Below are 14822 nucleotides of genomic sequence, written 5' to 3'. Positions count from 1 at the left end.
CTAGCGACGACGACGCTTGGTGAGGCGCACCGCCCCCGGAAGCGCGTCGCCCGTCCCGGGCGCGGGGCGGTAGCCCGCCTTCCTGTACATCCGGAGGTTGTCGGTGCTGCGCGCACCCGTGTCGAGCGACATCGTCCGTATGCCGTCCGGTGCCGTCGACTCGGCATGCTCGAGCAGGCGTCGGCCGAGTCCCTGCCCCCGGAGGTCCGGCACGACGCACAGTCGTCCGATGAACCAGTCGTCCTCCTGCCTCGAGGTGCGCACCGCACCGACGAGGCGACCCGCCTTGCGGGCGACCCAGGTCTGCGTCGTGTCGAGGCTGGCCCGCACGTCGTCGAGGGACTCGCGCAGCGCCGGGATGTCGAGGGTGTCGTTCAGCAGCGCCTCCTGCACCCAGCACGCCTTGAAGAGCACGTTGAGCTCGGGCACGTCTCCGGGGGTGGCAGCCGTGATGTCGACGTCGCCGTCGCCGTGCGAGGCGTGCAGCAGGTCGGGCCGGCGTGCTGCGGTGCGGGCGAGCCGCTGTTCGTGACGCCAGGCGGCGATCGCAGCGTGGTTGCCGGACAGCAGGATCGGCGGCACCTCACGGCCGTTCCACTCACGCGGCTTCGTGTAGAGCGGGTACTCGAGCAGGCCGTCCTCGTGCGACTCCTCGACGAGCGACTCGGCGTTGCCGATGACGCCGGGCACGAGGCGACCGATCGCCTCGACCATCGCGAGCACGGCGACCTCGCCGCCGTTGAGGACGTAGTCGCCGAGGCTGACGACCGAGACCTCGAGCCCGAGGGACTCGCGGGCGTGCTCGTAGACGCGCTCGTCGATCCCCTCGTAGCGGCCGCAGGCGAAGGCGAGCCACTCCTCCTGGGCGAGCTCGCGCGCCATGGCCTGGGTGAAGGGCGCTCCTCCGGGCCCCGGCACGACAAGGTGGGGTCGACGCGACGTCGCACCCGGATCAGCCTGTCCGACAACGTGATCGAGCGCCTCTGCCCACGGCTGCGGCTTCATCACCATGCCGGCCCCGCCACCGTAGGGGGTGTCGTCGACGGTGCGGTGGCGGTCGTGGGTGAAGTCGCGCAGGTCGTGCACGCGCACGTCGAGCAGGCCGTCCTCGCGGGCCTTGCCGATGAGCGACAGGTCGAGCGCCGAGAGGTAGTCGGGGAAGATCGAGACGACGTCGATCCGCAGTGCGGGCCCGGCCTCGGGGCTCACTCGGTGCCCTCGCGGTAGAGGTCGAAGAGGCCCGCCGGCGGATCGACGACGACGTGGTCCTCGGCCACGACGGGCACCATGTGGCGCATGAAGGGCACGTAGGCCGTGACACCGTCGGTCAGGCGGAGCACGAGACGGTCCTGGTGGGCGCCGATCTCGAGACCGGTCACGGTGCCGACGACGGCTCCACTGACGTCGCGGGCCTCGAGCCCGACGAGATCCTCCTCGTAGTAGGCCTCCTCGTCATCGGTCGCCGGGCCGGACGCTGTCGTCACGAGGCGTGCGCCGCGCAGCCCCTCCGCCCCGGTGCGGTCGGGGACCTCCTCGAAGCTCAGCAGCCAGACGCCGTTGTGCACCCGGGTCGAGGCGATCGTCAGAGCCTTCGGCACACCCGAGCCCGGCTCGGCCTCCGTCTGCAGCACGGCTCCGACGGCGAAGCGGGCCTCGGGCTCGTCGGTGTGGAGGCGGACGGTGACCTCTCCCCGCAGACCGTGGGGCTTGCCGATCCGGGCGAGGACGAGACTCATGGCGGCATCCTCTCAGGTTTGTCCCAGGCGGGCGCACCGATCCCGGCGGTGCGACAGGTGCGCTCGGTGCCGGCATGCGGAAGGGGCGCCCCGATGGCTCGGGACGCCCCTTCCGTGCGTGCTGTGCGACGCCGTCGGCGTCAGCCGGTCAGCGCTCGCGGTCGGTGTCGACGATGTCGACGCGGATGTTGCTGTTGCCCGCGAGTGCAGCCACGACCGTGCGCAGGGCGCTCGCCGTGCGGCCGGAGCGGCCGATGACGCGGCCGAGGTCGTCGGGGTGCACCCGGACCTCGAGCAGCTCACCGCGACGCAGCTCCTTGCGGCGCACGACGACGTCCTCGTCGTGGTCGACGATGCCCTTGACGAGGTGCTCGAGGGCCTCCTCGATCATGCTCAGGCCTCGACCTTGGCGGTGTCGGCCTCGTCGGTCTTGGCCTCGTCAGCCTTGGGGGCGTCAGCCTTGGGGGCGTCGGACTTCTTCTCGGCCTTCTTGCGGGGCGCCGAGCCACCGTCGTCGGCCTTGCCCGCGGCCGCGATGGCGGCCTCGTAGAGGTCCTTCTTGGAGGTCTTCGGCTCCTTGGTCTTGAGGGTGCCACCGTCGACGACCTTGAGCAGCGCGGCGACTGCCTCGGTGGGCTGGGCGCCCTGGGCGAGCCAGTAGTGCGCGCGCTCCATGTCGATCTCGATGAGCGAGGGCTCCTCGGTGGGGTGGTACTTGCCGATCTCCTCGATGGCCCGGCCATCGCGCTTGGTGCGCGAGTCCATGACGACGACGCGGTAGAACGGTGCACGGATCTTGCCCATGCGCTTCAGACGAATCTTGACGGCCACTGGTGTGGTTTCCTCTTCCGTGTTGTGAGCGCGGCAAGACCACGCTGATCTGCGTGGGGGGCCGACACCCGGTGTAGGCGTCCGGGTCAGGCAAGAGAGTTCTGGCCCGACGGGTACAGCCGTCCATTCTGCCAGACTCCGGGGCCTGCTCCGAACCGGCGCCGGTCGTGCTCAGGCGAACGCCGTGCGCACCGCCAGCGCCTGGCGCACGACCTCTGCCTTGGGCACGTCGACCGCGGCATCGAGCACGGGCACGGCCGACGGGTCGAAGCCGGCCCGGGCCAGGCCCATGCGCAGCTCGGGAGCGCTCGCCCGGCACTCCACGACGCCGCCGACCGGCGACGATCGCAGCAGCTCGAAGAGGGTCGGCGTCTGCGGCACGGTGCTCGAGGAGTAGAGCGGCACCTCGAGCTCGAGCGCGAGGGCCGCAGCCAGGGTCGTGCCACCGTAGCCGGCGGTGCCCGTGACGATGCACGCCACCCGGCGGGCGCCGTGGGGCCGGTAGGGCGCCGCGGGCCAGTCGGTCGCGAGCATCGTGTAGCGGTCGTGGTCACGCCAGGCGCGCCGGCCGTCGATGCCGGGCAGGTGCAGGAACGCGCGCGAGAAGCCCTCGTGGACGAAGCCGAGCGAGCGCACGAGCCCCGCCGACCGGGCGTTCGCCGGCTGGATGTTCGCCTCGACGCGGTGCAGCGCCATCCCCACCGGCTCGTCGGCGAAGAGGAGGTCGAGCGTGAGGCTCAGCCCCTCGACGAAGAGGCCGCGGCCGGCATACGGGTCGTAGGCGTCGTAGCCGATCGACGCGCTGAGGAAGGATCCCCGCACGACGTTGGCGACGTTGATCCGCCCGACGAGCCCGTGCTCGCCGGCCGGCTCGCGCGCGATGACCATGAAGGTGCGGTAGTGCGGCGACTGGCTCGCGAGCACCGTCGGCAGGTTGTGGGGGTCGGGCATCGCGAAGTCGGCGAGCCGCCGGCTCGAGCGGGTCACGGCCTCGACGTATGCCGGCTCGTCGGCGGGCGTCGGCGGCCGCACGAGCACGCGCTCCCCCACCGCGGTGAGCGGAGCATCGACCGGGCCGGTCTCGGGGGTCAGGTCAGAGGACAACGCGACCTCGCAGGACGACACCGGAGGGGTCCGTGACGACGCCGACGTCGTCGCGTGGGTCGGCTTTCAACACGACGAGGTCGGCATCGGCACCCTCGACGAGCCCGGGTCGCCCGAGCCACTCGCGGGCCCCCCACGTGGCGGCCGAGATGACCTCGAGGTTCGACAGGCCGGCCTTCGTCAGCTCGACCATCTCCGCGCCGACGAGACCGTGCGGCAGGCTGCCGCCGGCATCGGTGCCGACGTAGATCGGCACGCCGGCCTCGTGGGCGGCGCCGACCGTCGCGTAGCGCCGTTCGTGGAGGTCGAGCATGTGGCGGTGGTAGTCGGGGAACTTCTCCTTGGCGGGCGCCGCGAGGTCGGGGAACTGGGCGATGTTGACGAGGGTGGGCACGATGGCGATGCCCTGGGCGGCAAAGGTGTCGATGGAGTCCTCCTGCAGGCCGGTGGCGTGCTCGATGCAGTCGATGCCGGCGGCTGCGAGGTCGCGCAGCGACTGCTCGCCGAAGCAGTGCGCGGTCACCCGCACACCCTCCTCGTGGGCTGCTGCGACAGCGTCGGCGACGGCCTCGCGGCTCCAGCTCGGCGCGAGGTCGCCCACGTCGCGGTCGATCCAGTCGCCGACGAGCTTGACCCAGCCGTCACCGCGGTGCGCCTCGAGCCGCACGTGCTGCGCGAGCTCGGCCTCCTCGACCTCGTGGGCGTAGTTGCGCATGTAGCGGCGGGTGCGGGCGATGTGTCGGCCGGCGCGGATGATCTTGGGCAGGTCCTCGCGCTCGTCGACCCACCGGGTGTCGCCCGGCTGCCCGGCGTCGCGGATGAGCAGCGTGCCGGCGTCGCGGTCGGTGAGGGCCTGCCGCTCCGCCTCCTCGCGAGGCACCTCGCCGTCCGGGCCGAGCCCGACGTGGCAGTGCGCGTCGACGAGCCCGGGCAGCACCCAGCCCTCGAGCGTCAGGACGTCAGCGGCATACCGGCTCGTCGGTCGTGTGAAGGTCACCCTGCCGTCGACGACCCACAGCTCGTCGACCGTCTCGTCGGGTCCGACGAGGACCTGACCTCTCACGTGGAGCACCGGCGCTGTCATGATCTCGACCCTACCCAGAGCGGTCGCGCGTGAGGGTGGCGAGCATGTCGCGCCAGTAGGGCATGAGGGTGGCGAGGTGGCCCGCGCCCTCGCGCACGACGAGGGTCGAGGTCGGCAGGCGTTCGTGGAGCCACCGACCGTGCTCGAGCGGCACCTGCTGGTCGTGGTCGCCGTACCAGAGCCACACGGGCGCCGTGACGGCCTCGAGGTCGATGTCCCAGCCGACGGCGAAGGCGAGCGAGTCGCGGGAGGCGCCACGGTAGGACGGCAGCCCCGGGCGCCCGCTCGGTGTCCACGGCTCGAGGATCTCGGGTGAGCTGAAACCCCGGGCGCCGGCGCCGCGACGGGCCGCTGCGGCGGCGGTGGCTGTCACGGTGGCGTCCTGGAGGGTGATCGCACCGTCGTGGTCGCCGGCGACAGCGGCCCGGACGGCAGCTCCGGCCGCCGACCCAGGATCGAGCTCGAGCAGCGGACCGACCCCTGCGACGACCCCGACCGCGCGCACGCGGTGGGGCAGCACGGCACCCGTCGCGACGGCATACGGCCCTCCCCCGGAGACGCCGAGCACCGCGAAGCTGCCGATGCCGAGCGTGTCGGCGAGCTGACCTGCGTCGCGCGCCACCGACGCGAGCGTGGTGGCTGCATCCGTCGACCCGCCGTAGCCGGGCCGCGAGAAGGAGACGAGCCGCACGCCGACCCTCGCCGCGGCGCCGTCGCCGAGCGCGCCCTGCAGGCGTCCGCCCGGAGTGCCGTGCAGGAACAGGACCGGGGAGCCGTCCGGGTCACCGCCCTGCCAGACGTCGAGCGCGCGACCGTCAGGCAGCCTCACCCGTGAGCGTCCGTCAGCGGTGACCACGCCCCCGAGCGTATGCCGCCCGCCTCGTCCTGCGGTCGCTTCCACGACACCCACCGCAGCCTGATCCGCAGACTGATCCGCAGACTGATGATGGCCGGCATCAAGCGGCGGATCAGTCTGCGGATGGGGCTGCTCTGACGACACCAGACGCGGACTGATCCGCAGCCTGATCTTCAGGCCCTCCAAGCCCAGGCATCGCGCTCTGTGGCGATGACGGGCGGCCTGGTGCGACGGCGGGCTCGCTCCAGTCCTGCAAGCACGGCCTGGAGGCAGCTGTCCGCATCGTTGGCGATCACGTTAGGCGTCAGGGGCACCACCTCGACGCCCGCGTCGCGGAGATCCTGGTCTGCCAGCACGGTCGAGTCCCAGTCGAGCACGTTCGAGTGGAAGCGACGGGAGTGCACCATGATGGCGAGGCCCACCTCGTCGATCCAGAGGTCCGGCGTTGTCAGCGGCACGTCGTCGCTGGTCGTGAGAGCCGGGTTGGCGCAGAGTCCCGCCAAGAGGGGTGATCTGCGCAGGACACGTGCGAGATCCGACTCCGGCACCGACCACGCCCCTGTCGCGGCTTCGGCCAAGGCTGCGGTGAGCCGCACCGTGCCGTTGCGGCGCCGCACCCCGACCCAGTGCTGCACATCGGCGAGCCGGACGAACCGTTCCTGGATGGCGCCGACGATGATCGCCCGCGCCTGCCGCTCGTCGACCACATCAGCGGCGGCGTCCACGACGGCCCGCGCACGGCAGGAGATCCGGAGCGGACCGCGCTCGATGATGCGCTCGTTGGTGAGGCGCGTCGCCGCGATCGATAACCACATCACACGACGTGACCTCTGCGGGTGAGGGACGAACATCTGGACCGGGGCGCGCAGACCAGGGGGGCCTCCACCGTGAAGCGCCAGAGCGGTTTCACCCCGGAACCAGGCGGCCGGCCCTGCGTAGAGCTGCGCAGCGACGAGCCTCTGCTGATCGGTCGGCTGCCCCGTGTTGAGCATGAGCACCCCAGGCAGGAGCGAGCGCCAGTGCCTGCCGCTGTGCCACCGAATCAGTCCCGGCGGCACACCGACCGCCTCGAGCTGCGCGCGGCTGACCACTCCGGACTGAGCCTCAGCCAACTCTCGGGTCTCTTCAGGGATCTGCATAGGCCGCAGCGTCTGCCCGACTCGGCCTCACCTGAGCGACGGCGGTGGGACCTGCGGATGACGCGTCCGACGCTGGGGCAGGTGTGGACGATGCCGTCGAGGAGGCCAGCCCCTCACGGCCGTCTACGCAGACTGATCTGCAGACTGATCTGGTCAGAGAATCAGTCTGCAGATCAGTCTGCGATCGGTGCCGCCATGACAACACCAGATGCAGACTGATCCGCAGGTTGACGGCCCGAGGCGATCAGTCTGCGACTCAGTCTGCAGTTGAGGTTGTCATGGCGGCACGTCCGGCGCTGCGCGTCTGGAGTCAGCGGCCGCCGAGGAACTTCTCGAAGCCCTTCGGCAGGTTGTTGGGGTCGAAGCCCGCCGCCGGGTCGCCGGCCTGACCGGCACCATCGGCTCCGGCGCCAGGCACGCCGAACGCACTCGCCGCTGCAGCGGACCGACCGGCCGCTGCCTTGTCGGCCGCGGCTCGCTCCTCGGCCGCACGCTTGGCCGGGTTGCCGCTCTTGCTCTTCTTGCGCTGCGGCTGCTGGGGACGACCACGCTTGCCGGTGCCGGGGATCCCGGGCATGCCGGGCAGGCCACCGCCGCCGCCCCGGGCCATCGACTTCATCATCTTCTGCGCATCGCCGAAGCGGACGAGCAGCTGGTTGACCTCGGTCACCGTGACGCCGGAGCCCTTGGCGATGCGGGCGCGGCGCGAGCCGTTGATCTGCTTGGGGTGGGTGCGCTCGAAGGGGGTCATCGATCGGACCATCGCCTCGACCCGGTCGAACTCGCGGTCGTCGAAGGCGTCGAGCTGATCACGCATGCCCTGCATGCCCGGCATCATCTTGAGCATGGACTTCAGCGAGCCCATCTTCTTTATGGCGTTCATCTGCTGGAGGAAGTCCTCGAAGGTGAAGTCCTCCTCGGCCATGAACTTGCGCGCCATCTCATCGGCCTGGCGCTTGTCGAACGCCTTCTCGGCCTGCTCGATGAGCGTCAGCACGTCACCCATGTCGAGGATGCGGCTGGCCATCCGGTCGGGGTGGAACACCTCGATGTCGGTGACCTTCTCACCCGTCGAGGCGAACATGATCGGCTCGCCCGTGATCTCGGCGACCGAGAGCGCGGCACCACCGCGGGCGTCACCGTCGAGCTTCGAGAGCACGACACCGGTGAACGCCAGGCCGGCGTGGAAGGCCTGAGCGGTCTCGACGGCAGCCTGGCCGATCATCGCGTCGATGACGAAGAGCACCTCGTCGGGACGGATCGCCGCACGGATGTCGGCAGCCTGCTGCATGAGGTTCTCGTCGACGGCGAGTCGGCCCGCGGTGTCGACGATGACGACGTCGTACTGCTTCGCACGCGCCTGCTCGATGCCCATCCGCGACACGGCGACCGGGTCACCGAAGGACCGGGTGCCCTCACCGGAGTCGAGCACTGCGTCGTGGCCGCCCATGTTGCCGCGCTCGGGCGCGAAGACGGGCACCCCGGCCCGCTCACCGGTGACTTCGAGCTGAGTGACGGCGTTGGGGCGCTGGAGGTCGGCGGCGACGAGAAGCGGCGTGTGCCCCTGGTCCTTGAGCCACTTGCCGAGCTTGCCCGCGAAGGTCGTCTTGCCCGAGCCCTGCAGGCCCGCGAGCATGATGACGGTCGGGGGCTGCTTCGCCATCGAGAGCTGGCGGGTCTGCCCGCCGAGGATCGCGACGAGCTCCTCCTGCACGATCTTGACGACCTGCTGGGCAGGGTTGAGCGCCTGGCTCACCTCTGCGCCGAGGGCCCGCTCGCGCACCCTCCCGGTGAACCGCTTGACGACGGGCAGCGCGACGTCCGCGTCGAGCAGCGCCAGCCGGATGTCACGGACCGTCGAGTTGACGTCGGACTCCGAGAGGCGGCCCTTGCCGCGGAGGTTCTTGAAGGTGGCGGTCAGCCGGTCAGACAGGGATGCAAACACCCGGCAAGGCTATCCGCTCCCGCGCCCTGCTCCGACTCGGGCGCACTCCTCGGACCCGATGCCGTATGCCGTCCGGCCGCCTCCCGCTCCCGGTCGACGTACCAGCGCGTGCCCGGGCCCGCGAAGATGCATCGACCGGGGAACTCCGGGAAGGTCGGAGGTCGGGATGGGGAGGGCGGGCGGGACTCAGCCGTCGCAGGTGTCGATGATCATCGCGACGGCCTGGGCGGCCCGGGCCGGGGCGAGCTGCCCGCCACCGAACTCCGTCACGTAGAACGTGTCGAGGGTCTGGCCGGCATACGTCGCGATGTGCGCCGAGCGCACCGACAACGCGGCGCGGGCGAGCGTGATGCCGATGTCCTGGAGCAGCCCGGGACGGTCGGTGGCGCGCACCTCGATGACGGTCGCGGTGTCGGAGGCGCTGCTGATGACCATGGCGCGAGCGGAGTCGACCGAGCCCGAGCCGGGGCTGCGCACGCCGCCGGACTTGCGCCGCTGGAGCTTGCCCAGGGGTGAGCGGTCGCCTGCGGCCACCCGGGACAGGTCGCGGGAGATGATCTCCGGCAGTGGCGTCTCGCCTCCCGGCGAGTCGACCCACCACTCGTTGACCGCGAGCCCGTCGACGGTGCGGACGATGGCCGAGCGCACGATGAAGCCGTGCGCAGCGAGCAGGCCCGCGGTGTCGGCGAAGAGTCCGGCGCGGTCGCGGGCGATGATGTCGATGCGGTGGGCGCCACCGAGCGATGACACGGTGACGTAGGGCTCCCCGGAGGCGACCCGGTCGAGGGCCTCCTCGGAGAGCGGCAGGGTCTCGATCGGTTCCACGACGAGAGCCCCCTCTCCTTCGGTCTGGGCGATGAGGGCCGCCCGGCAGGCCGTGTAGAGACGCGAGACGAGACCGGCTCGCCAGTCGCTCCAGGCCTTCGGGCCGGCAGCTGACGCGTCCGCCTCGGTGAGGGCGCGCAGGAGGTCGAGCGTCTGCACCGAGCCGTCGACGGCCTCGGACAGCGCGGCGATGGTCGCCGGGTCCTCGGGGTCGCGGCGCGTGGCCAGGTCGACGAGGGTGAGGTGCTCGCGCACGAGCCGCACGATGATGGTGCGGTCGCCCTCGGACACCCCCATGCGGCGCAGCACGCCGTCGGCGATCTCGGCGCCGGTCACCGCGTGGTCGCGCGAGCCGGGCACCTTGCCGATGTCGTGCAGGACGGAGGCGAGCATGAGCAGGTCGGGTCTCGAGACGTCACGCACCATGCCGCTCGCGGCGACGACGGTCTCGATGAGGTGGCGGTCGACGGTGTGACGGTGCACGGCGTTGCGCTGGGGCCGGCTGCGCACGGCGGACCACTCCGGGATCCACCGCTCCACGACACCCGCGAGGTCGAGGCCCTCCCAGACCGTGACGAGGCCGGGCCCAGCCGCCAGCAGGTCGGCGAAGAGGTTGCGTGCCACCTCGGGCCACGGCTCGGGCAGCGCCGGCGACTGGGCTGCGAGGTTCTTCAGGGTCGTCGGTGAGAGCGGTATGCCGCCGCGTGCCGCCACGACCGCGGCGCGCAGCGGGATGATCGGGTCGGACGAGAGGTCGGCCGACGGGCCGAGCACGGCCTCGCCGTCGTGACGGTAGAGGCCGTAGCCGAGCGGCGCGAGCTGTGGTCGGCGCGGACCGACCCGCAGGGTGCGGGCGCGCTGGGACTGCATGGCGCGACGGACGGTGCTGTCGACGGCATACGCGATCGTGCGGGCCGAGGTGGACAGGTCGGTCAGCAGGTCGTCGGAGTCGGTGTAGCCGAGCAGCGCGGCGCAGGCGTCCTGGTCGTCACGCGTCAGCCGGTCACGGCCGCGGCCGGTGACGACGTGGATCGCGTCGCGCACGTCGAGGATGCGCTCGTAGGCCTCGTCGACGTCGCCGTGGGGGCGGTCAGTGAGCCAGGCGGCCGTGAGGGCCCGCAGGACCGACATGTCGCGCAGGCCGCCGTGGGCCTCCTTGAGGTCGGGCTCGATGAGGTGAGCGAGGTCGCCCTGTCGGGCGTGCCGCTGCACGACGGACTCGTGCATCTCGCCGAGGCGGGTGCGGGCGTTGGCCCGCCAGTCGTGCGCCACCGTGGAGCGGGCCGCGTTGACGACGTCGGCGTCACCGGCCACGTGGGTGAGGTCGAGCAGGCCGACCGCTGCCGAGAGGTCGTCGGAGGCGACGGCGCGACAGTCGGCGACGGTGCGAACGCTGTGGTCGAGCCGGACCCCGGCATCCCAGATGGGATACCAGAGCTTGTCGGCGAAGGCACCGACCTCCTTGCCGGACAGGCCTCGCGGGTGGTGCACGAGCACGAGGTCGTAGTCGCTGAGAGGGCCGCCGTCGCCGCGGGCGAGCGACCCCACCGCGGCGAGGGCGACACCCTCGTGGCGCCGCCCGGCGCAGGCCTCGCGCCACAGCTCCTGGAGCCACCCGAACCCGAACTCCGCGAGCGCCCGGCGGCGGGTCTGGCCCGCGCCGGGCGTCGCGAAGGTTCGGGTGCCGGCGAGGTCCAGACGTCGTGAGGTCACATCCGTCATGTCAGATTCTCGCCGTCCCCTAGGTAGCTGTTCTTTGTGTCGAGCAGTGCGTCGGTGCTCAGAGAGCGTCGACACCGCGCTCGCCGGTGCGGACGCGCACCACCTCGTCGACCGGGACGGACCAGATCTTCCCGTCGCCGATGCGGCCGGTCTGGGCCGCCTTGAGGATGACCTCGAGGACGTCCGAGCTGTCCACGTCGTCGACGAGGACCTCGAGGCGGACCTTCGGCACGAAGTCGACGGTGTACTCCGCACCGCGGTAGACCTCGCTGTGGCCGCGCTGGCGGCCGTAGCCGCTCGCCTCGCTGATCGTCATGCCCGCGACGCCGAAGGCCTCGAGGGCCTCCTTCACCTCGTCGAGCTGGTGGGGCTTGATGATGGCGGTGATGAGCTTCATGCGTTGGCTCCTTCGGCCTGCTCGGCCGGGACGGCAGGACGGTGGGTGGTCGAACGACCGGACGAGGCGGCGAATCCACCGATCTCGTAGGCGGACTCGGCGTGCTCGGTCTGGTCGATGCCCTCGGACTCCTCATCCTCGCTGATCCTCCAGCCGAGGGTCGCCTTGAGGCCCATCGCGATGGCGTAGGTGAGGACCAACGAGAGGACGAGCGAGATGAGGGCGATGAGGATCTGCAGGACGAGCTGGTCCCAGCCGCCGCCGTAGAACAGGCCGGTGGAGGTGGCGAGCAGACCGGCACCGATGGTGCCCCAGAGGCCGGCGACGAGGTGCACGCCGACGACGTCGAGCGAGTCGTCGTAGCCGAACTTGTACTTGAGCCCGACGGCCAGGGCCGAGAGGCCACCGGCGACGACGCCGAGGATGATCGAGCCGACCGGCGACAGCGCGCCACAGGCCGGGGTGATGGCGACGAGACCGGCGACGACCCCCGAGGCGGCGCCGAGCGAGGTCGGGTGGCCGTCACGGACCTTCTCGACGAGGAGCCAGCCGATGGCCGCGGCGCAGGTGGCGACGGTCGTGTTGAGCCACACGGCCGAGGCGACGCCGTCGGCGGCGAGCTCGGAGCCGGCGTTGAAGCCGAACCAGCCGAACCACAGCAGGCCGGCGCCGATCATGACGAGCGGGAGGTTGTGCGGCCGCATGGCGACCTTGCCGAAGCCGAGGCGCTTGCCGACGACGAGCGCGAGGGCCAGGCCCGCCGCACCGGCGTTGATGTGGACGACCGTGCCACCGGCGAAGTCGATGGGCAGGACGTTGGCGACGCCGTCCGTGGCGCCGAAGAGCTTGGCCGACAGGCCGTTCTCGGAGCCGGAGAGCAAGCCGCCGCCCCAGACCATGTGGGCCAGGGGGAAGTAGACGATGGTGACCCAGATGACGGCGAAGGTCATCCACGTCGAGAACTTGACGCGGTCGGCGATCGCACCGCTGATGAGGGCGACCGTGATGACGGCGAAGGTCAGCTGGAAGCCGACGTAGATGTACTCGGGGATGAACACGCCGACCCCGAACGGGTCGATGAGCCGGGGGCCGTCGGGACCGGTCAGGTCACCGAGGCCGAAGAGGTGGAAGGGGTTGGCGAAGATGCCGGCGATGTCACTCGTGCCGTCCTGCAGGTTGCCGAACGACATCGAGTAGCCCCAGAGCACGTAGATGATGCCGACGGCCGCGAGCGCGCCGAAGCTCATCATCATCATGTTGAGGACCGACTTGCTGCGGGTCATGCCGCCGTAGAAGAGCGCAAGACCCGGCGTCATCAGAAGGACCATGGAGGAGGCGATGAGCATGAATGCGGTCGCGGCCTCGTTGATCACTGGTGGTTCTGCCGCGAAGGGCATCAGTGCTGTTGTCATGCGGAGAGTGTCGTGAGGCGCCGTTTCGCCGGAACGCATCGATTGTTACGGGCGTGCTAACAACGCCGGGGTGGTGTAAGCGGATGGTTTCGCGCACGGAGCGCGTCCAGATGCTGGAAAAGCGACAGCGGGCGCCCGGCCGGCCGCGGGGCCGACTGGGCGCCCGCTGGACGTCCGCTGTGAGCCCCGAGCAGGCTCCGTCAGGGCCCCGTCAGGGGGCTCCGCCAAGGGGCTCGGTCAGGCGATGATCGCGTCGACGAAGGCCTCGGGGTCGAAGGGAGCGAGGTCGTCGGGCCCCTCGCCGAGGCCGACGAGCTTGACCGGCACGCCGAGCTGACGCTGGACCGCCACGACGATGCCGCCCTTGGCGGTGCCATCGAGCTTGGTGAGCACGATGCCGGTGACGTCGACGGCCTGGGCGAAGACCTTCGCCTGCTGCAGGCCGTTCTGGCCCGTCGTCGCGTCGAGGACGAGCAGCACCTCGTCGATCGGGCTCTGCTTCTCGATGACGCGCTTGACCTTGCCGAGCTCGTTCATGAGGTCGACCTTGTTGTGGAGGCGGCCGGCCGTGTCGATGATGACGACGTCGACCTCCTCCTCGATGCCCGCCTTGACAGCGTCGAAGGCCACCGCCGCCGGGTCGGCGCCGTCCTTGTCGGAACGCACCGTCGCGACACCGACGCGGGCGCCCCACGTCTCGAGCTGGTCGGCCGCTGCCGCGCGGAAGGTGTCGGCCGCGCCGAGCAGGACCTCACGGTCCTCGGCGACGAGCACGCGGGCGAGCTTGCCGACGGTCGTCGTCTTGCCTGTGCCGTTGACTCCGACGACGAGCACGACGGCAGGACGGTCACCGACCCGGCTACTGGCGATGCGGCGGTCCATGTCGGGCTGGACGAGCGTCAGCAGGTCCTCGCGCAGCCACTCGCGCACGGTCGCCTCGTCGGTCGTGCCGTCGACCTTGACACGCACGCGCAGCGAGTCGACGAGCTCGGTCGTCGCCTCGACGCCGAGGTCGGAGGCGATGAGGGTGTCCTCGACCTCCTCCCAGGCCTCCTCGTCGAGCTTGCCGCGTGACAGCAGGGCGAGCAGTCCCTTGCCGAGCGCGCTGTTGGAGCGGGCGAGCCGGGCGCGCAGGCGGGCGAGCCGCCCCCGCGCGGACTCCGGGCGTTCGATGGTCGGTGCGGCCGGCTCGGTCGGCGCCGGCTCCGGCGGGGCCTGCGGGCCGGCAGTCTCCACCTCGGCCGGCGCAGGTGGCGCTTCCGGTGGAGCCGCCGTTCCGGTGCCTGCCGGCCTGCGGTCGAGGTCCTCCCCGGGCAGAGCGGGCGCGCTCGGCGCCTCGCGGTCGAGGGTGCGGGTGTCTCCGCCGCGCCCGCGGGTCAGGTTCACGCCGTAGGCGATGGCCCCCGCGAGGATGACGACCCCGATGATGACGTAGATCCACACGTTCTCCACGCCGACCATCCAACCACGCTGGCCCGCGGTCCCCGGCCGCGCCGCATACGGCCCCCGGGCGTGGCGGTGACATGGCTCGACCACCGGGCTGGCCGGTGGTCGAGGATTGGGCAGGCGGTCAGCCCGAGCTCACGGCGTGCGTGCGCGCGTGTGTCGACCGAGGGCCGCGGCCCGCTGCTGCGCGGACCGAGCGACCCCTTCCCCCTTGGTGGTGAGCAGGTCCCGGCCATCGCGGTGCGCGGGCACCGCGACGACGCCGACGACCGCCACACCGAGACCGATGATGACGAGCATCGCAATGACCAGGAGAGCCATGTGA

The 14822-nt window shown here is 71.3% G+C and carries 14 protein-coding genes; all 14 read right to left on the bottom strand.

The window, feature by feature from the left end:
* Entirely contained in the window at positions 1-1185 is a 1185-nt protein-coding gene (gene trmD, locus FBY41_RS12940; protein ID WP_141845122.1) for a tRNA (guanosine(37)-N1)-methyltransferase TrmD, read from the bottom strand.
* 20 nt (positions 1186-1205) lie between these two features.
* Positions 1206-1736 (bottom strand): ribosome maturation factor RimM, encoded by a 531-nt coding sequence (gene rimM, locus FBY41_RS12935; RefSeq protein WP_141844638.1) that lies wholly within the window; start codon positions 1734-1736, stop codon positions 1206-1208.
* A 148-nt stretch (positions 1737-1884) separates the two neighbouring features.
* A complete protein-coding gene (locus FBY41_RS12930; RefSeq protein WP_141819208.1) occupies positions 1885-2127 on the bottom strand; it encodes an RNA-binding protein in 243 nt (80 codons plus the stop codon).
* A 2-nt stretch (positions 2128-2129) separates the two neighbouring features.
* The gene (gene rpsP / locus FBY41_RS12925; protein ID WP_141844637.1) at positions 2130-2567 is read right to left on the bottom strand and encodes a 30S ribosomal protein S16; all 438 of its coding nucleotides are present in this window, start codon (positions 2565-2567) and stop codon (positions 2130-2132) included.
* Between the two features lie 171 nt (positions 2568-2738).
* Positions 2739-3671, bottom strand: coding sequence for a GNAT family N-acetyltransferase (locus FBY41_RS12920; protein ID WP_260439745.1), 933 nt, complete (start codon positions 3669-3671; stop codon positions 2739-2741).
* A complete protein-coding gene (locus FBY41_RS12915) occupies positions 3661-4755 on the bottom strand; it encodes an amidohydrolase family protein (protein ID WP_141844636.1) in 1095 nt (364 codons plus the stop codon). Before FBY41_RS12915 ends, FBY41_RS12920 begins: the two co-directional genes overlap by 11 nt.
* 10 nt (positions 4756-4765) lie before the next feature.
* Positions 4766-5611, bottom strand: coding sequence for an alpha/beta fold hydrolase (locus tag FBY41_RS12910; RefSeq protein ID WP_185749036.1), 846 nt, complete (start codon positions 5609-5611; stop codon positions 4766-4768).
* Positions 5612-5784: 173 nt separating this feature from the next.
* The gene (locus FBY41_RS12905; RefSeq protein ID WP_185749035.1) at positions 5785-6426 is read right to left on the bottom strand and encodes a hypothetical protein; all 642 of its coding nucleotides are present in this window, start codon (positions 6424-6426) and stop codon (positions 5785-5787) included.
* Between the two features lie 634 nt (positions 6427-7060).
* Positions 7061-8695 (bottom strand): signal recognition particle protein, encoded by a 1635-nt coding sequence (gene ffh, locus FBY41_RS12900; RefSeq protein WP_141844633.1) that lies wholly within the window; start codon positions 8693-8695, stop codon positions 7061-7063.
* Between the two features lie 186 nt (positions 8696-8881).
* Positions 8882-11242 (bottom strand): [protein-PII] uridylyltransferase, encoded by a 2361-nt coding sequence (locus FBY41_RS12895; protein ID WP_141844632.1) that lies wholly within the window; start codon positions 11240-11242, stop codon positions 8882-8884.
* A 58-nt stretch (positions 11243-11300) separates the two neighbouring features.
* Positions 11301-11639, bottom strand: a complete 339-nt coding sequence (locus FBY41_RS12890; protein ID WP_141819194.1) for a P-II family nitrogen regulator — start codon at positions 11637-11639, stop codon at positions 11301-11303.
* The gene (locus tag FBY41_RS12885) at positions 11636-13051 is read right to left on the bottom strand and encodes an ammonium transporter (protein WP_141844631.1); all 1416 of its coding nucleotides are present in this window, start codon (positions 13049-13051) and stop codon (positions 11636-11638) included. Before FBY41_RS12885 ends, FBY41_RS12890 begins: the two co-directional genes overlap by 4 nt.
* A gap of 237 nt (positions 13052-13288) precedes the next feature.
* A complete protein-coding gene (ftsY, locus tag FBY41_RS12880; RefSeq protein ID WP_141844630.1) occupies positions 13289-14512 on the bottom strand; it encodes a signal recognition particle-docking protein FtsY in 1224 nt (407 codons plus the stop codon).
* 120 nt (positions 14513-14632) lie between these two features.
* Positions 14633-14818, bottom strand: a complete 186-nt coding sequence (locus FBY41_RS12875; RefSeq protein WP_141844629.1) for a hypothetical protein — start codon at positions 14816-14818, stop codon at positions 14633-14635.
* Positions 14819-14822 lie beyond the last annotated feature (4 nt).

It is taken from the genome of Humibacillus xanthopallidus, from assembly GCF_006716675.1.
Classification (GTDB): Bacteria; Actinomycetota; Actinomycetes; order Actinomycetales; family Dermatophilaceae; genus Humibacillus; species Humibacillus xanthopallidus_B.
The sequence above is the reverse complement of the archived record's forward strand: the minus strand, read 5'-3'. Positions and strand labels throughout refer to the sequence as shown.

What these genes read in the sequence shown, in the direction of transcription:
- FBY41_RS12895 (WP_141844632.1), bottom strand. Translation starts at nt 11,242, where the DNA reads ATGACGGATGTGACCTCACGACGTCTGGACCTCGCCGGCACCCGAACC.
- ftsY (WP_141844630.1), bottom strand. Translation starts at nt 14,512, where the DNA reads ATGGTCGGCGTGGAGAACGTGTGGATCTACGTCATCATCGGGGTCGTC.
- FBY41_RS12915 (WP_141844636.1), bottom strand. Translation starts at nt 4,755, where the DNA reads ATGACAGCGCCGGTGCTCCACGTGAGAGGTCAGGTCCTCGTCGGACCC.
- rimM (WP_141844638.1), bottom strand. Translation starts at nt 1,736, where the DNA reads ATGAGTCTCGTCCTCGCCCGGATCGGCAAGCCCCACGGTCTGCGGGGA.
- FBY41_RS12890 (WP_141819194.1), bottom strand. Translation starts at nt 11,639, where the DNA reads ATGAAGCTCATCACCGCCATCATCAAGCCCCACCAGCTCGACGAGGTG.
- FBY41_RS12905 (WP_185749035.1), bottom strand. Translation starts at nt 6,426, where the DNA reads ATGTGGTTATCGATCGCGGCGACGCGCCTCACCAACGAGCGCATCATC.
- FBY41_RS12930 (WP_141819208.1), bottom strand. Translation starts at nt 2,127, where the DNA reads ATGATCGAGGAGGCCCTCGAGCACCTCGTCAAGGGCATCGTCGACCAC.
- FBY41_RS12885 (WP_141844631.1), bottom strand. Translation starts at nt 13,051, where the DNA reads ATGACAACAGCACTGATGCCCTTCGCGGCAGAACCACCAGTGATCAAC.
- FBY41_RS12875 (WP_141844629.1), bottom strand. Translation starts at nt 14,818, where the DNA reads ATGGCTCTCCTGGTCATTGCGATGCTCGTCATCATCGGTCTCGGTGTG.